Source organism: Variovorax sp. VRV01, assembly GCF_014852545.1.
GTDB lineage: Bacteria > Pseudomonadota > Gammaproteobacteria > Burkholderiales > Burkholderiaceae_C > Variovorax > Variovorax beijingensis_A.
On record NZ_JACVBS010000003.1, the window covers coordinates 425,513 to 441,365 of the forward strand.

The following is a 15,853-nucleotide window of genomic DNA, read 5'->3' on the forward strand; positions in this document are numbered from 1 at the left end:
TCAGAGCGCTTCCACCGTGTGGTTCATGTTCGTGTAAATGCAGATTTCACCGGCTATCGCCAGCGATTTGCGCACGATCTGTTCGGCCGTGAGCTCGGTGTTGTCGATCAGCGCCTTGGCGGCGGACTGGGCGTAGGCGCCGCCGGAGCCGATGGCGATCACGCCGTCTTCGGGCTCCAGCACGTCGCCATTGCCGGTGATGATGAGCGAGGTGGTGGCATCGGCCACGGCCAGCATGGCCTCGAGCTTGCGCAGCACGCGGTCGGTGCGCCAGTCTTTCGTGAGCTCGACGGCGGCGCGGGTGAGGTGCCCCTGGTGCTTCTCGAGCTTGGCCTCGAAGCGCTCGAAGAGCGTGAAGGCGTCGGCCGTGGCGCCGGCAAAGCCCGCGAGCACCTTGCCGTGATAGAGCCGCCGCACCTTGCGCGCGGTGCCCTTGATGACGATATTGCCGAGAGTGACCTGCCCGTCCCCGCCAATGGCGACTTGGTCGCCCTGGGGGGTCTTGCGGCGCACGCTCACGATGGTGGTGCCGTGAAACTGTTCCATCGAAGCCATCTGGGGATGCCGCTGGGCAATGCAAGCCCGCGGCTGCTACCGAATGTGCGCAGCGCCAGGGCGCCCTAGTTCTTCCGCAGGGCCACGGTCGCATGGTCGGCGATGCCGACCAGGTCGAACAGCACCGCGATCAGCCGATGGGCATCCACGAACTGCACGCGCTCGCCCTGGGCGTCGCGCGCCCGCACCCAGCCAAGCAGCGTGCCGGCGGCAGCCAGGTCCATGCGCAGCAGCGCGGCGCACGAGATGACGGGCGCCGTGGTGTTGCGCAGGTCCGTATCGAGACGCTGCAGGCTCGAATGCGCCTCGCCGCGCAGATCGCCGGCCAGCGCGGCAAAGCCGGTGTCGGTGGTGGGAAAGCTCTCCGATTCGCCATTGACCGAGAGCAGCGACCACACGGAGTTCGAACGGCTTGCCGCCGGTGCGGCCACCGAAGTGCAGGCGCCCTTGGGGTCTTGCCAGGCCGGCGGCGACACCTCGTAGGTGATGCAGTAGTTGAGCGCCACCAGCTCGAAGTCGTCGGGCATGTTCATCATGCGCAGTGCAGCCAGATGCAGCTGCCACCAGACGTCCGGCGTGCCGCGCTCGTTGTTGGGCGTGGCCTCGGCCAGCACGGCCAGCAATTTCGCGGCGCCGATGAAGCGCAGTTGGACCGGCGAATCGGCCCAGTGTGCAAACAGCACGCGCAGCGGCGCGGCGGCGTCGGCCTCGATGGCGACCAGCGCGCGCCAGTCGAGCGTCCAGACCGAGCCGGCCTGCGACAGCGCCCGCGTGAGCTGGATCAAGCCGTCGCGCGCCAGGCGTGCCGGGCTGGCCCAGTCGGCGCCGGCCGGCGCCAGTTCTGCGAGTTCGCTGGCGGCCACCGCCTTCACGCTGCGCGCCAGTTCGTCGAGCGAGACCCAGTCCGGTCCCATGCGCTTCATGCGCTGCGCATAGCGCATGCGTGCCGCGGCGAACCTGGCGGCGTCGCCGGTGGCGCGATACAGGTCGAACAACGTGCGCCAACGCGCGTCGTCGCGCTCGGTGGTGGCGTGGTCGCCCTCGGCCGCTGCGCTTTCGGAGGCCAGGGCCTGAAGAAGAATGGCCTCGGCGCCGGCATCGTCGCCGTGCGCGAAGCGGATCACGGCTTCTTCGAGCGCGCCGTCGCGCGCGAGCCGTGCCGACAGCAGCGAGGTGCCGCTGGCCGCCGGAACGCCCGCAGCGGGCGCGGCAGGCGCAGCCGCGGCAACCACGGCCGGTGCCGGCACGACGGCAGGCGCCGGCGCGGGGCCGTAGGCCGGCGCGGCAAGCAGGCTGGCCAGCTCGGCTGCGTCGACGGGCGGCGGCAGGGTTTCGGCGCCGGCATCGGGCGGCGCATTGGACAGCACCTCGCCGTTGGGGCCGCGGCCCTTCCACCACTGCTGCGACATCTGCTCCTCGATCTCGTCGATCTTCTTGAGCGTGAGCGCGCGCCCCTCGGATTTCTCCGTGGTGCTGTTCAGGTTGAAGGAAGACGGCGTGACCGTTCCTTCGAAGGCGTGGGCGGCGGCTTCGCGCTGGCGAAGCTTGCGCAGCATGTCGAACTCGCGCCGGCGAACGAAATCGTTGCGCTGGCGCCGCTCGATCATCTCCTTGAGCATTTCGCGGCTGTAAGCCTGCTCGGGCAGCGTGGAATCCGCAGTCGAATTCAGCTCGGACCAATCCTTGAGCGGATTGCGGACGAACTTTGCCACCTTGGAAAAAAGGCGGCCCGACTCTTCCTTTGGCATCGACGAGGTTTCGAGGCGAACAGGTTCTCTTCTTCGGCCGCTCGTTCAGTCCCCGAACATCTTCTGCTTGAGCTCGCGGCGCTGCTGCGCTTCGAGCGACAGCGTGGCGGTGGGACGCGCCAGCAGGCGGCCGACGCCGATGGGTTCACCGGTTTCGTCGCAATAGCCGTAGTCGCCGGCATCGATGCGCTGGATCGACTGCTCGATCTTCTTGAGCAGCTTGCGCTCGCGGTCGCGCGTGCGCAGCTCGAGCGCGTGCTCTTCCTCGATGGTGGCGCGGTCGGCCGGATCGGGCACCACCACGGTGTCTTCGCGCAGGTGCTCGGTGGTTTCGCCGGCATTTTCGAGAATGCCGCGCTTGAGTTCGACCAGCTTCAGGCGGAAGAACGCCATCTGCTTTTCATTCATGTACTCGGAGTCGGGCATGGCGATCACCTCGGCATCGGTCAACTCGGCAGCCGACTTGGCTTTCCAGTTGTTGGCGAGCTTCGGGTCTTTTTTCACCGCGACGGGAGGCGGCGGCACCAGTGCATTGGAAGGCGCCTGCGAGAAGGAGGACTTGGCCGCGGTGGAAGCCACCGATTGCGGCATGGAAGGCACGGTCAGCTGCGACAGCCGGGACACGCGGCCACCTCGCGCGGGGGCGGGTGCAGCGGTCTGAGCGGGCATCGAAGGTGTCGCCGTGGCGGAAGAAGAGGCGGCAGCCGTTTTTTTCATTGGGATCGGAGGGGCAGAAGGAACGGCAGCAGTGCGGCCGACGGTTTTGGATGGCGGTTGACCCGCGACTGCAGTTTTGGTTGCGCTCCTGTCCGGGGCGGATGCCACCGGCGGCGCAGCAGACTTTGCAGACTTGACGGGCTTCTTTGCAACGGTCGCGGCCTTGGCCGACGGCGTTGCTGGCTTCTTTGGAGCGCTTTTTGGTTTCGTGGCCGGGGCCTTTGCAGCGGAAGAACTCTTTTTTGCCGCGGGTACAGCCGGCTTTGCAGCCGCCGCTTTCTTGGCGGCGGGCTTGGTTGCTGGCGTGGCCTTGGCGGCGGGCTTCTTCACGGTGACTGGCTCCTTGAACGAACTGGAACGCGCTTTCACTGGGTGTCTCCTCCCAAGGGAACCACGGCGGGTTTCAAGCCGCGCGGGCTCCACTCGTCGGAGTGCTCGCAGTGACGAACCCCGGGGTTATACCCCCGAAAGCCCGCCAGGAACCTGCGGCGTCCCGCACCGTCAGCCACATCCCGCCCCATCGGGCGAAGGCGTGGCTGCCGGAACAGGCGCGCGATTGTATAGAGAACTCGAATCGAAGGGTGATGTGCCTGCAACCCCCTTGTCTCCGGTAGCATCGCCGGCGCTGCCGGAGGGGGTAGCAAGACCTGCCGAAATCGCCAGGGGAGCGGTGCGGGTCGATCTCATTCATACAAAAGAGAAATCAATCTTGAGCAAAAAAGCAGTTCTGGGCGTGCTGGCTGCGGCCATCGCACTTGCCTATGGTGGCGGCACGTGGTTGGCCGGCTCGAAAGTAAAGTCCAGCTACGAGGCCGCGCTGGACGAGGTGCCGAAGCAGACTGCGCTGGTGCGCGTGGTCGAGCGCAGCTACGAACGCGGCTTCTTCGGTGCCGTCAGCACAGTGACGATCGAACTCGGCTGCGCAGCCGATGCGGCCGCCGCGGCGCAGGTGCCTGCCGCCAAGCCCGGCGAGGAAGAGGATGAGGAAGAAGAAGCGGAAGAAGCCGCCACGCCGTTCAAGGCGGTGCGTATCACCTTCCGCGACACCATCCGCCACGGCCCGCTGGCCGGTGGCACGCTGGCGGCAGCCATCATCGACAGCGAACTGGTGCTGGACGTGAAGGGCCAGGCCAAGGCCGAACAGATCTTCGGCAAGGCCAAGCCCCTGACGGCGCACACCAAGGTGTCGTTCGACGGCGCCTACACCACCGACCTGGCGGTGGCGCCCGCCAGCCTGGCCGAGGAAGGCAAGGCCCGGTTCGCCTGGCAGGGCGCGCAGGCCCGCATCGAGATGAACGGCGCCCGGACCCGTGTGCACTACGACCTGACGATGCCGGGGCTGGATGTCAGCGATGCGCGCACCGGCGCCACGCTGAAGATGGGCAAGCTGGCCGGCAAGGCCGACATGGACAAGAGCGAGGGCTGGATCCTGGCCACGGGCAAGACCGAGGCCCGGCTCGACAGCCTCGAATTCGCAGCCCCCAAGGGCCTGGGCGGCGCCGCGGGCGGCGAAGGCAAGGCCCTGCCGGCCGTACTGCTGCAGAACATCGACATGCTTGCCGAAGCCACCATCGCGGACGGGCTCTACGCATCGACCGGTACGGTCAAGGGCACCGGCAAGATCGGCGAGACGAAGATCGACAAGTTCGAGATGAGCAGCGGCGGACGCCGCATCCACGCCGCCGGCTACAAGAAGCTGGCCGATGCCTGGATGCAGTCGAGCGCCGCGAACGGCTGCGGCAAGGGCGGCAACAAGGCCTCGCAGGCGGCGATGAAGGTGCTGTTCGACCAGCTGGCGCCCGACCTCAAGGCCATGGCCAAGTACAGCCCCGAGATCGGGCTCGACAGGATGCTGGTCGAAATCGGCGGCAAGCGCGGCGAGATCAGCTACACGGCCGGCATGGCCGGCGTGACCGACGAAGACCTGCAGGCACCCGGCATGGCACTGCTCATGAAGCGCGGCGTGCTCAAGGCCAGCGCGCGGCTGCCGATGCAATGGCTGGAACAGCTGGCCGCCACCGGCGCTGAGAGCGGCCAGACGCCGCCGCCCGAAATGATGGCGGGGCTGGTCGAGCAAGGCGAGCAAAAGGGCTTCGTCAGGCGCGAGGGCGATGACGTCACCGCGCAGATCGAATACGCCGAAGGCGGCCTGAAGCTCAACGGCAAGCCGCTGGGCACGCCGGGCCGGTAATTCCTCCCTCCCCTTCGGGGGGAGGGCCGGGGTGGGGGCACGGCAGCCCCGAAAAAAGCACGGCGCCTGATCGGCGGCCCGCCCCCATCCCACCTTCCCCCAACGGGGGAAGGAGCAAGTCAGGGCCTCAGACCAGGCACTGCTCCAGGCCTTGCTCCAGGATCTCTCGCGGCAGCTCGATGCCGATGAACACCATGCGGCTCTGGCGGGCTTCGTCCTTGCCCCACTCCGGGCCCAGGTCGCTGCCCATCAGCTGGTGCACGCCCTGGAAGATCACCTTGCGCTCGGTGCCCTTCATGTTCAGCACGCCCTTGTAGCGCAGCATGCGCGGACCGTAGATGTTGACGATGGCGCCCAGGAAGTCTTCCAGCTTGGCCGGGTCGAAGGGGCGGTCGGCCTTGTAGACGAAGCTCTTGACGTCGTCGTCGGTGTGGTGATGGTGGCCGTGGCCCTCGTGCTGGTGCGAGGGGTGGTCGCAATGCTCGCCATGCGCGTGGTCATGGTCGTGATGGTCGTGGTCGTCTTCCTTGAGGAAGTCGGGGTCGATGTCGAGCTTGGCGTTCAGGTTGAAGCCGCGCAGGTCGAAGATGTCCTTGAGCGGCACATCGCCGAAATGCGCCTTCTGCTGCGGCGCGCGCGGGTTCATGTGCTTCAGGCGATGAATCAGCGCATCGGTCTCCTCGGCCGACACCAGCTCGCTCTTGCTGATGAAGATCTGGTCGGCAAAGCCCACCTGGCGGCGCGCCTCCTGGCGGTCGTTGAGCTGCTGCGGCGCATGCTTGGCGTCGACCAGCGTCAGGATGGAGTCGAGCAGGTAGCTCTCGGCGATTTCGTCGTCCATGAAGAAGGTCTGCGCCACGGGGCCGGGGTCGGCCAGGCCGGTGGTCTCGATCACCACGCGGTCGAAGTCGAGCAGGCCCTGGCGCTTCTTGGCGGCCAGCAGCTGCAGCGCCTCGCGCAGGTCTTCACGGATGGTGCAGCAGACGCAGCCGTTGCTCATCTGCACGATCTGCTCCTTCGACTCGGTCACGAGGATGTCGCTGTCGATGTTCTCTTCGCCGAACTCGTTCTCGATCACCGCGATCTTCTGGCCGTGGGCCTCGGTCAGGATGCGCTTGAGCAGCGTGGTCTTGCCCGAGCCCAGGAAGCCGGTGAGGATGGTGGCGGGAATGAGGGCCATGGGTGTGCTCCGGAAACGGAAAACAGGAAGAAAAGGGATTGGGCCGGCAGTTTAGCCAATGCCACTCAGTTGCGTTGGCGCGGGGTCAAGCAGGCTTCCTCACCACCACCAGGCCCTTGAGGTATTCACCCTCGGGAAACTCGATGGTCATCGGGTGGTCGGGCGCCGCGCCCAGCCGTTCGCTGATGTAGCCATCCACTTGTGCGTCGATGCCGGCCGAAGCCACGATCTTGTGGAAAAGATCGGCGCTGATGCCGCCCGAGCATGAAAAGGTCAGCAGGACGCCGCCGGGCTCCAGCAGCTTGAGCGCGAGGCGGTTGATGTCCTTGTAGGCGCGGGCGGCGCGCTCGGCATGGGCCGCCGTGGGCGCGAACTTGGGCGGATCGAGCACGATGGCATCGAAGCTTCGGCCCTGCTCGATGAACTCGCGCAGCACGGTGTTGACGTTGGCGTCCAGGAATTCCGCCTTCAGGCCCGGGCCCTCGCCGCCGAAGCCGTTCAGCGCGAGGTGCGCCCGAGCCCGCTCGAGCGCCGGCTGCGACGAATCGACCGACACCAGTTCGGCGCCCTCCACCGCATCCGCCGCCCGCAGGCCCGCGAGCGCGGCCACCGTGAAGCCGCCGGTGTAGCAGAAGCAGTTGAGCACGCGCCGAAAGCGCCGATGCTGCGCCAGTTCGGCAAAGCGCTGGCGGCTGTCGCGCTGGTCAAGGTAGAAGCCGGTCTTGTGGCCGGTGGCGATGTCGAGCGAAAGCTTCCAGCCGTGCTCGCGAATCGTGATCTCGGTGGCGCCCTCCCCGCGCAGCCAGCCGGTGACCGGCTTCAGGCCTTCGCGTTCGCGGCCGCTGGCGTCGGAGCGCTCGTAGAGCTTGTGCAGGCCGGTCGCCGCGAGCAGCGCATCGGCAATCGCGGCCTTCCAGCGCTCGACGCCGGCCGACAGGAACTGCGCCACCAGCGTGTCGCCATACCGGTCGACGATCAGGCCCGGCAGCCCGTCGGCCTCGCCGTGGACCAACCGGACACCGTCGCTCTGCAGGTCGAAAAGCGCCCTGGCCGCCACCGCGCGGGCGCACACCGACGCCAGGAAGGCGGCATCGATGCGCTGCGTTTCGACAAAGCTCCAGGCCCGCGCACGGATCTTGGACACCGGGCTGAAGGCGGCCCAGGCCAGGAAGGCGCCGTCATGGGATTCGACGCGCACCGTCTCGCCCGAATCGGCACCGCCGCGTGCAATGGCGGATTCGAAGATCCAGGGATGGCGGCGCTGCAGCGAGCGCTCCTTGCCGGGCTTGAGGCGGAGGGTTTTCATTTGGTTGGCTTGTTGTCGTCGTTCTTTGGCTTGGACCGCGCGCCTTCGGGGCGCGCCTGCGCGCGCGGGTGTGCCGCGTCATACACCTTGGCCAGGTGCTGGAAGTCCAGCCGGGTATAGACCTGCGTGGTCGCGATGTTGGCGTGGCCCAGCAGTTCCTGCACCGCGCGCAGGTCGCTGCTCGACTGCAGCACATGGCTCGCGAACGAATGCCGCAGCATGTGCGGATGCACCGGCGCCGCAAGGCCGGCCTTGAGGCTGCGCTCGCGCAGCAGCTTCCACACCGCCTGCGAGGACATGCGCACGCCCTTGCTGCTGATGAAGAGCGCCGCCGCGCCCGCCGGGTCGCGCAGCGCGGCCGTCGACAGCGCCGCGCATTCGCCGCGCACCGCGAACCAGTCGCGCAGCGCCTCGGCCGCCTTGCTGCCGATCGGCACGATGCGCCGCTTGCTGCCCTTGCCGAGCACGTTGGCTTCCAGCGCGTCAAGATCGACCCAGCCGCGGGCCGTGCCGCTGGCGCGCGCATCGAGGCCGGTGAGCTCGCTCACGCGCAGGCCGCAGCCGTAGAGCACCTCGACGATCGCGCTGTCGCGCGCCTCGGTCCAGGGGTCGGCCTCGGGGTCGTAGAGTTCGGCAAGCCGCACCGCATCGTCGACCGCCAGCGCCTTGGGCAGCGGCCGCGCGGCCTTGGGCGCATGCACGTCCTTCACGGGATTGAAGCCCACCAGCCCCTCGTTGCCGAGCCAGCGGTAGAAGCTGCGCCAGCACGAGAGCACCAGCGCAATGCCGCGCGGCTCGCGTCCCGCGCCGTGCAGCTGCGCCATCCAGCGCCGGATGTGCGCGGTCTGCACGCGGTCGAGCGAGAGCCCGGCCTGTGCGGCATGGGCCGCGAGCGCCTGCAGGTGGATGGCGTAGAGCTCGACCGTGCGCGCCGCCAGCCGGCGCTCGACGCGCACATGCTCCAGATACTTGTCGACCCAGCCGGTCCCCGCCGTCTCAGTGGAGGTAGCCATTGAACGCATTGTTCACGACAGCCAGAGGCTCGCGCAACGCACCCTTGAAAACCATGCCCCAGCGGCGCCAGCAGCGCGTGCTCGCCGCCGCGTACTGGACATCGAAGTCCCTGTCGAAGCCGCTGGCCCGCACCAGGCGCTCCACGCGCCACAGGTGGTAGGGCTCCGACACCACGATCACGCCGTGCACGCCCGCCGCCTGCAGCAGCGGACGCGACATGGCGAGGTTCAGGCGGGTCGAGGTCGATGCCGGCTCCAGCAGCAGCGGCCCGGCGTAGCCCTGGGCGCGCGCATGCCGCTGCATCACCTCGGCCTCGATGCGGCCGTCTTCCTTGTCGACGCCGCCCGACAGCACCAGCTTCTTCGCAAGGCCCGCATCGGCCAGCGCGATGGCGGCATCGACCCGGCCCGTCAGGCAGGGATTGGGCTTGCCATCGAGGTAGGCGCGGTTGCCCAGGACCAGCGCTGCGTCGGCCGGCCATTGCGGCGGATTGGCAAGCGCCTCGACCGCGCGCCGCCAGATGACGGCCGCAATGACCAGGTAGGCCAGCAGTCCGGCCAGCAGCACCGTCCACAGCACGGGCCGCGCGGCGGCCCGCCAGGACCGGCGCTGCCCGCTCAAGGCCGCAGCCGCGACAGCGCGCCCGAGGCCAGTTCCGCGATGCGTTCGAGAAAGTCGGTGCCCATTTCGGCGTTGAAGCGCTGCGCGTCCGGCGAGGCCAGCACCAGGAGGCCGAAGGCCGGCGACTCGGCATCGGGCCGCAGCGGGATCAGCGCGATCGACATCGCGCCGGCCGGCTCGGGCAGCCAGTTGGCCGCCTCGAAGCCCGAGTTGAGCCCGCAGTAAGGCGAGGTCAGCGAGGTGGCCAGCGCCTTCACGTCGTCGCTCACCCACTGCGCATAGGCTTCGTTGAGGTAGTCGGCGCCGCAGTCCCACACCTTGATGGCGGTCTGCGGCACCAGGAACAGCGACTGCAGGTCGACCGCGATGCGGTAGGGCAGGCTGCGCGGGTCGCGCGTGGTCAGCAGGCCGCTGGTCCAGCGCTGCAGGCGGTCGGCGATGACCACGTTCTCAGTGCCGTGGCGCACCATGTCCATCAGTCGATGTTCCAGCGCCTTGATCTTCTCGCGCAGCATCTCGGCCTGGCGCTCCTGCAGGCTCACGGCGCGGTTGCCGTGCGGGCTGGTGAGCTGCACCTGCGCCAGCAGCTGCGCGTGCCGCTCGAAGAAGTCGGGCGTGTTCGCCAGGTAGTTGGCGATGTCGTCTTCGGTGATCGGGTTCATGGCGTCGTCTTTGTTGTTTCTGAAGTGGGTCATGGCAGCTCGGGCACCTCGATGTCTCCCTCGAAAACCGTGGTGGCCGGGCCGGTCATGAGCACCGGATGGCCCTCGCCTTCCCAGCCGATCGTGAGCACGCCGCCATGCGTCTGCACATCGACCCGGCGCTCCAGCAGGCCGAGCCGGATGCCCGCCACCACCGCCGCGCAGGCGCCGGTGCCGCAGGCCAGCGTTTCGCCGGCGCCGCGCTCGAACACGCGCAGCCTGACGTGCGTGCGGTCGACCACCTGCATGAAGCCGGCATTCACCCGCTGCGGAAAGCGCGGATGGTGCTCGATCTGCGGGCCCTGCCGGGCCACGGGCGCGGTGTCGACGTTGTCGACCACCTGCACCGCATGCGGGTTGCCCATCGACAGCACCGCGACCGACACGATGGCCGAGTCGGCATGCGTGCCGAGGGCCAGGTGCCAGGTGTGCCAGGCGCCGTCGGGCTGCGGATCGAGGCCGGCGGTGTCGAAGGGCACGCGGGTGGGCTCGAAGACGGGCGGCCCCATGTCGACCGTGACGCGGCCGTCTTCGCCCATGCGCGGCTCGATGATGCCGGCCAGCGTTTCGACGCGCACCGTGTCCTTCTCGGTCAGGTGGTGCTCGCGCACGAAGCGCATGAAGCAGCGCGCGCCGTTGCCGCACTGCTCCACCTCGCCGCCGTCGGCGTTGTGGATCACGTACTGGAAATCGACCCCCTCGGCCGCGCCCTTGGAGGGCGGCCGCACCGTGAGGATCTGGTCGGCGCCGACGCCGAAATGGCGGTCGGCCAGGAAGCGGTACTGCGCGGCCGTGAGGCCCAGCGTGCCGCGCGTCTCGTCCAGCACGACGAAATCGTTGCCGGCACCCTGCATCTTGGTAAAGCGGATTCGCATCGGGGGATTATCCGCCCGTGGAATGGCGGCGCCTGTCGAGCGCCCGGTCCAGAAAGGCCAGCCGGTCCTGGCCCCAGAAGCGCTCGCCGTCGAGCACGAAGGTCGGCGCGCCGAACACGCCGGCCTGGATGGCGTCGGCGCTGTTGGCGCGGTAGACCGCCAAGATCTCGGGCGCCTGCTCCAGCGCCTGCAGCGCCGCGCCGTCATAGCCGTTTTCCTCGGCCACCGCAATGCGCACCGCGGCCTCGGAGGTGTCGCGCTCTTCGGCCCAGAGCGCGCGCAGCAGCGCATGCGAAAGCGGCTGGGCATCGAGCCCCTGCAGCTGCGCGGCAATCACCATCCAGCCCGGGTACTTGTTCCAGTTCGGATCGACCGGCGCACCCTTGGGATAGTAGGCGGGCTCCAGGTTGAGCGGCATGCCCAGGTAGTCGCGCCAGCGCGCCAATTCGAGCGCGTGGTAGCTGCGGCGCGGCTCGGGCCGCGTCTTCAGCGGAATGCCGCCGGTCTGCGGCACCACGGCCTGGAAGTCGTAGGGCTTGAGCGTGAGCCGCACATGGTGGCGCCGCACGATGTCCTGCAGCTGCGGGCCGCCCAGGTAGGCCCAGGGCGAGGAAAGGCTGTAGTAGCAGTCGAGCGCGATGGCAGCGGGGGTCGGGTGGGTGGTCATCCCGGAATTATTGACTTTCAGCCGCAGCGCGCGGCAACCACCCTGCCCTGCGCATCGACGTCGACATTGAGCCGCGCCGGATCGGCCGGCGCCGGCAGCGGCGCGCCGGCGGCCGAGGTGCGCGCGGACTTGGAACCGGTGCGCGTGCGCATCTGCTCCAGCAGCAGCGGATCGAGCGCCTGGCCGAGCGCATAGCGCGCCTGCGCGGCCTGGCAGGTTTCTTCTTTGGGCACGGTCACGAAGGTGGGCGGCGGCGGCGCCTCGGAGGTGAGCGGGCGGAATTCGGGCTGCGTCTCGCAGCCCGCCATGAACAGCGATGCAGCACAGACGGCGGCCGCCAGGATGCCGCGCGTACCAGGGAAAAAGATGAAACCGGGTCGAGGGAAGATGGGCATGGTGTGGTGTCTTGCTTCTTTCGGTGGATCGTAGCGTTGCCAGTGGTCAAATCCACCCGCCATGATCAACCTGAACCGTTTCGATCTCATCTCCCTGCGGCTTTTTGTCGCGGTCGTCGATGGCGGAAGCCTGACGGCGGGCGCAGACCGGTTCGGCGTATCGCTTCCGGCGGCCAGCAAGCGCATCACCGATCTCGAACAGCACTGCGGCATGGCGCTGCTGCAGCGCGGCCAGCGCGGCGTGACCGCCACGCCCGAAGGCCAGACCCTGCACCGGCACGCGATCGAGGTGATCGCGCGCCTGGAACAGCTCGTGCAGGCGGTCGACGATCTTCAGTCAGGTGCCACCGGCCACCTGCGGCTGTGCGCCAATCCCTCCGCTTTCGGCGGCTTCCTGCCCAGCGTGCTGGCCGAGTACGCCCGCCGCTATCCGCAGGTGGTGATCGACATGGAAGACGCCTTGAGCGAGGACGGAATCCGCGCCGTGCTCAAGGGCACGGCGGAGCTGGCCGTGATCGGCGACAACGTGCCGCACGAAGGCCTGGAAACCCTCGTCTGCAATGTCGACCAGCTGGTGCTGCTGGTGCCGGCGGGCCATGCGCTGGCCGGCCGGCAGAACGCCTCCATCGAGAACGTGCTCGACCACGACCTGGTCACGCTGGCACGCAGCGCATCGCTCACGCGCAAGGTGATGGCGGCGGCCGACGCGGTCAAGCGCACGCCGCGCATCCGGGTGCAGGTGCGCAGCTTCGATTCGATGTGCCGCATGGTCGCGTTCGGGCTCGGCCTGGCGATCCTGCCGCGCGCGGCTGCCGCGCTCTATGCCCAGGCCCTGGGTCTCGTGCAGGTCGGCCTCGAAGGCGTCGAGATGGAACGCGTGCTGCTGCTGGCCATGCGCAGCCGCGCGGAGCTCTCGACGCCGGCGGCCGCCCTGGTGGAAATGATCGAGGAAAGCGCGGCACCCTTCAGCGGAGCACGGCACTCTCCGAAGCCTGCCGGATAAGGCGGTCGCGGTCCGCAGGAAGGAGAAAACCCTCGGCGAACGCCTTCTCGGCAGCGGCGCGCACCGCGGCCACGTAGCCCTCGCGGCTGCCGTAGCGCTCCTCGAGCGACAGGCGCGGATCGCCATTCGCCACCCGCTCGGCACGCGTGCGGGCGAACGGCACATAGCCGCCGACGTAGTTGCACACCTGGCCGCGGTGGAAGCCCTCGGCGGTGACGTTGAAGCCCAGGTACGTGCCCAGCGGCGCCATCACGAGCACCGTGGGGACGCCGTCGATCTCGTTGCCGTCGGCGTCGACCTTCGGAACTTTCATCGGAATCACCTTCTTGATGGACGGCGGCACCTGGGTGGGCACGCCGGAGGCTTCCGCATGATTGAATTGCGGCCCCCAGTCGTAGTCGAACACCGGAAACGCAAAGTTCTGCGGCAGGAAGATCGAGTCCGGAATGCCGGGCACGCCGCTCGGAAAGCCCATCGCCTTCTTGTTGGCGTCGACCAGCGTCCGGGCCGCGAGCGTCGGCCAGCGGCTGGGCGGCGGCGGTGTGCCGTTCAGCACCCAGTCGCGCATGGCCAGGCGCAGCACGTTGGTGATTTCCGTGTGCGGCACCGGGTTGGCCGCCAAGGTGCCGCGGCCGAAGTTGTTGCCGGGACAGGTGGGGCCGGTGGCGGCCGCGGGCATGTGCGTGAAGCCGCCCGCGCCGCCGCCGTGGTGACTGCCCGGCACGTAGTAGCGCCGCACGTTGCGCGGCAGCGGAATGTCCGCGTCGCCGGCCGTGCCAATCCACTCGGGCGTCAGCTTCAGTGCATACACCTCGGCCGATCCGAAATGTTCGATCACCTTCGGGCAGGTGTCGTTGGCGCTGCAGCGCGAGAAGATGCTGCCGGTGGGCTGCTTGCGCACCGGGTCCGGCCAGTCCACCCACCACTGCGGGCCTTCGCTGCCCTGCTGAAAGAGTTCCAGCACGCCGTCCGGCTGGGCCCAGCGCGAGTTGGCCGCCACCCGGCGGCCCGCGATGATCGGCCAGGCGCCGTCGTAGACCTTGCGGTTGCGCTCGTCCTGGTTCAGGCCCATGAAGATGAACTGCCGCACCATGTTCCCGGACTGCGACACACCGCGCACCGCCGTGCCCTTGACGAAGCCTCCCACCGGATTGCGCGTGCCGAAGTCGTCCGCCGTCTCGTAGCGGAAGAAGGTGCCCACGTCGCGGAACGCCGCCATGCCCACGCCCAATACGTAGGCGTTCTGGGCCGGATACACCACCTGGTACAGCAGCTTGGCATCGAAGCCGTTGCGCAGGCAGATGTGCACCGGCAGGTTGCCGGGCGCATTGGCGGGGTTGATGTCGATCGGCGTGCCGGGAAACGGGTTGCCGGCATCGCATCTGGCAAAGGCCCAGTCGCCCGCGGCGATGGCCGGCCCCTCGGTGACGACGCCATCGACGGTTTCCTTGATGTGCGTCTTCAGCGTTGCCTGGGCCGTGTCCAGCGTGGCCGGAAGGTAGGGCACGGGGTTGGTCTGCACCATCAGCGGCTGGGAGCCCGCGCCGCCGCGGTTGACGATGCGCGCGAACACCGTGCCTGTGACAGCCACGCCGTTCAGCTTGGCGATGGGTGCCGCCACCCAGTGATTGGTACCCTCGGCCCGATTGGCGGGAATGCCCGTGTTGCCGGCGTTGTCCGCCTGCCAGCCGCTGCGCAGGCCGACATCGCCCAGTTCGCGCTCCTCCACGGCGATGGTGCCGGCGCCGCCGCGGTTGGGCACGTCGTGCCAGAGGAAGCCACTCGCGCGGCTCATGTCGACCGGCTTCACCAGATTGAAGGTGGTTTCATACCGCACCTTGCCGTCGGCGTCCGCGCCGAGCTGGATGTCGGTGATGACGCTGTTGTGCGGATCGTTCGGATCGAGCTCGCCGAAGGCGCGGCCGCGGACCTGCTCGTATGGAATCGACTGCCCAGCGAGAGGCGCGACGCTGTCGATCACGATGCGGGTGACGCGGGCCTCGGCCGGTGCACCGGCGGCGATTGCCACCGCGGCCATCGCCGCCGCGAACCAGTGCAGGCGCGGCTGGCGCCCAGTCGGGCTTCTCGGGTGCATGCTGTCTCCTGTCTTTTTCTTGCGCGGATCCGACGGCGTCGGCGCTGTGCATCCTCACGATTCGAGGGCATGCCGACAATTCGCGTCTTGTTTAGCCGGTCTTAACCGATGGTTAAGGACGCTTCCTTCAGGACTGTTCCGCCCAAAAAAGAACCCGCCGAAGCGGGTTGAGAGGTAGCCAAAAAAACCTTCATTGAAGGGTTCAGGGAGAACAGAGCGTCAAAGACTCTTTGAATGGATTGGCTACCGGGACGGAATCTAGCAGAGCGGCTGTCCATCGGACACCGATACGCGCCCGCGGCACACGGCGATGTGCATTGCTTCACGAATTGCGCATCTGCGTTCGCGATGACTACTTTGGGCTGCTTCCGGGCCTGCAACAGCGGCTTACATAATCCTCCCACAAAACGGCCCCCCAGCCTCTGAGGGCGGCCAGGGAGCTTTCATGTCAATGTTCGATCGCGCGAGCCCGCTCGCCCGCGCCCGTGGTTCGTCCGCGTCCATGAGAAGGCGCGTCATCCTGCACTCGCCCCTGGGCGATGCCTTGCAGTTCCATCGGCTGGCGGGACGCGAGGCGCTCAGCCAGGCCTATGCCTTCGACCTCGAGCTGCTGGGCAGCAGCAATGCCATCGATGCGAAGGCCCTGCTCGGCAAGACGGCCACCGTCGTGATGGAAACCGAGAGCGGCGCCCCGCGCTACCTCGCCGGCCTTGTCACCCGCTTCGGCCTGTCGCACGAAGACGACCGCCAGGCCTTCTACGAGATGCGGCTGCGCCCCTGGCTCT

15 protein-coding genes are annotated in these 15,853 nt (G+C 68.2%); 3 read left to right on the top strand and 12 right to left on the bottom strand.

The window, feature by feature from the left end; genetic code table 11:
- The 3 genes from hslV to dksA all read right to left on the bottom strand — a co-directional run bounded on the left by hslV (position 1) and on the right by dksA (position 2,972).
- Entirely contained in the window at positions 1-546 is a 546-nt protein-coding gene (hslV, locus tag IB278_RS08275; protein ID WP_012746058.1) for an ATP-dependent protease subunit HslV, read from the bottom strand.
- Positions 547-620: 74 nt separating this feature from the next.
- Entirely contained in the window at positions 621-2,303 is a 1,683-nt protein-coding gene (locus IB278_RS08280; protein WP_145740644.1) for an STAS domain-containing protein, read from the bottom strand.
- A gap of 45 nt (positions 2,304-2,348) precedes the next feature.
- Positions 2,349-2,972, bottom strand: coding sequence for an RNA polymerase-binding protein DksA (gene dksA / locus IB278_RS34200; protein ID WP_012746056.1), 624 nt, complete (start codon positions 2,970-2,972; stop codon positions 2,349-2,351).
- A 757-nt stretch (positions 2,973-3,729) separates the two neighbouring features.
- Between dksA and IB278_RS08290 the strand changes: the two genes are divergently transcribed.
- A complete protein-coding gene (locus tag IB278_RS08290) occupies positions 3,730-5,211 on the top strand; it encodes a YdgA family protein (protein ID WP_225612799.1) in 1,482 nt (493 codons plus the stop codon).
- Between the two features lie 127 nt (positions 5,212-5,338).
- Here the strand turns inward: IB278_RS08290 and IB278_RS08295 are convergent, their stop codons facing one another.
- The 8 genes from IB278_RS08295 to IB278_RS08330 all read right to left on the bottom strand — a co-directional run bounded on the left by IB278_RS08295 (position 5,339) and on the right by IB278_RS08330 (position 11,970).
- Positions 5,339-6,391 carry a CobW family GTP-binding protein gene (locus IB278_RS08295; protein WP_192323182.1) on the bottom strand — a complete coding sequence of 351 codons (1,053 nt, stop codon included), beginning with the start codon at positions 6,389-6,391 and terminating at the stop codon, positions 5,339-5,341.
- 85 nt (positions 6,392-6,476) lie between these two features.
- Positions 6,477-7,697: a class I SAM-dependent rRNA methyltransferase gene (locus tag IB278_RS08300; RefSeq protein ID WP_192323183.1), complete on the bottom strand. Its 1,221-nt coding sequence runs from the start codon at positions 7,695-7,697 to the stop codon at positions 6,477-6,479.
- Positions 7,694-8,710: a tyrosine recombinase XerC gene (locus tag IB278_RS08305; RefSeq protein ID WP_192323184.1), complete on the bottom strand. Its 1,017-nt coding sequence runs from the start codon at positions 8,708-8,710 to the stop codon at positions 7,694-7,696. Before IB278_RS08305 ends, IB278_RS08300 begins: the two co-directional genes overlap by 4 nt.
- Positions 8,694-9,332: a YdcF family protein gene (locus IB278_RS08310; RefSeq protein ID WP_192323185.1), complete on the bottom strand. Its 639-nt coding sequence runs from the start codon at positions 9,330-9,332 to the stop codon at positions 8,694-8,696. The genes IB278_RS08305 and IB278_RS08310 overlap by 17 nt, the downstream gene beginning before the upstream one ends.
- Positions 9,329-10,027 carry a DUF484 family protein gene (locus IB278_RS08315; protein ID WP_021005622.1) on the bottom strand — a complete coding sequence of 233 codons (699 nt, stop codon included), beginning with the start codon at positions 10,025-10,027 and terminating at the stop codon, positions 9,329-9,331. Before IB278_RS08315 ends, IB278_RS08310 begins: the two co-directional genes overlap by 4 nt.
- On the bottom strand, positions 10,024-10,908 hold the full coding sequence (gene dapF / locus IB278_RS08320) for a diaminopimelate epimerase (RefSeq protein ID WP_192323186.1): 885 nt from the start codon (positions 10,906-10,908) through the stop codon (positions 10,024-10,026). The genes IB278_RS08315 and dapF overlap by 4 nt, the downstream gene beginning before the upstream one ends.
- Before the next feature lie 7 nt (positions 10,909-10,915).
- The gene (locus tag IB278_RS08325) at positions 10,916-11,575 is read right to left on the bottom strand and encodes a 2-hydroxychromene-2-carboxylate isomerase (RefSeq protein WP_145740633.1); all 660 of its coding nucleotides are present in this window, start codon (positions 11,573-11,575) and stop codon (positions 10,916-10,918) included.
- A gap of 17 nt (positions 11,576-11,592) precedes the next feature.
- A complete protein-coding gene (locus IB278_RS08330; RefSeq protein WP_225612800.1) occupies positions 11,593-11,970 on the bottom strand; it encodes an I78 family peptidase inhibitor in 378 nt (125 codons plus the stop codon).
- A gap of 61 nt (positions 11,971-12,031) precedes the next feature.
- On the opposite strand from IB278_RS08330, the gene IB278_RS08335 reads away from it, so the two are divergent.
- The gene (locus tag IB278_RS08335; protein ID WP_145740631.1) at positions 12,032-12,973 is read left to right on the top strand and encodes a LysR family transcriptional regulator; all 942 of its coding nucleotides are present in this window, start codon (positions 12,032-12,034) and stop codon (positions 12,971-12,973) included.
- Here IB278_RS08335 and IB278_RS08340 read toward each other — a convergent pair.
- Positions 12,936-15,068, bottom strand: coding sequence for an alpha/beta hydrolase domain-containing protein (locus IB278_RS08340; protein WP_192323187.1), 2,133 nt, complete (start codon positions 15,066-15,068; stop codon positions 12,936-12,938). The two genes, IB278_RS08335 and IB278_RS08340, sit on opposite strands and share 38 nt — an antisense overlap.
- A gap of 502 nt (positions 15,069-15,570) precedes the next feature.
- Here IB278_RS08340 and IB278_RS08345 point away from each other — a divergent pair.
- On the top strand, positions 15,571-15,853 hold a 283-nt coding region (locus tag IB278_RS08345), incomplete at its 3' end, for a contractile injection system protein, VgrG/Pvc8 family (protein ID WP_263864246.1).

Bases quoted from the DNA above. Each gene is read 5' to 3' on its own strand.
- hslV (WP_012746058.1), bottom strand. From the start codon at position 546: ATGGAACAGTTTCACGGCACCACCATCGTGAGCGTGCGCCGCAAGACC.
- IB278_RS08280 (WP_145740644.1), bottom strand. From the start codon at position 2,303: ATGCCAAAGGAAGAGTCGGGCCGCCTTTTTTCCAAGGTGGCAAAGTTC.
- dksA (WP_012746056.1), bottom strand. From the start codon at position 2,972: ATGCCCGCTCAGACCGCTGCACCCGCCCCCGCGCGAGGTGGCCGCGTG.
- IB278_RS08295 (WP_192323182.1), bottom strand. From the start codon at position 6,391: ATGGCCCTCATTCCCGCCACCATCCTCACCGGCTTCCTGGGCTCGGGC.
- IB278_RS08300 (WP_192323183.1), bottom strand. From the start codon at position 7,697: ATGAAAACCCTCCGCCTCAAGCCCGGCAAGGAGCGCTCGCTGCAGCGC.
- IB278_RS08305 (WP_192323184.1), bottom strand. From the start codon at position 8,710: ATGGCTACCTCCACTGAGACGGCGGGGACCGGCTGGGTCGACAAGTAT.
- IB278_RS08315 (WP_021005622.1), bottom strand. From the start codon at position 10,027: ATGACCCACTTCAGAAACAACAAAGACGACGCCATGAACCCGATCACC.
- dapF (WP_192323186.1), bottom strand. From the start codon at position 10,908: ATGCGAATCCGCTTTACCAAGATGCAGGGTGCCGGCAACGATTTCGTC.
- IB278_RS08325 (WP_145740633.1), bottom strand. From the start codon at position 11,575: ATGACCACCCACCCGACCCCCGCTGCCATCGCGCTCGACTGCTACTAC.
- IB278_RS08330 (WP_225612800.1), bottom strand. From the start codon at position 11,970: ATGCCCATCTTCCCTCGACCCGGTTTCATCTTTTTCCCTGGTACGCGC.
- IB278_RS08335 (WP_145740631.1), top strand. From the start codon at position 12,032: ATGATCAACCTGAACCGTTTCGATCTCATCTCCCTGCGGCTTTTTGTC.
- IB278_RS08340 (WP_192323187.1), bottom strand. From the start codon at position 15,068: ATGCACCCGAGAAGCCCGACTGGGCGCCAGCCGCGCCTGCACTGGTTC.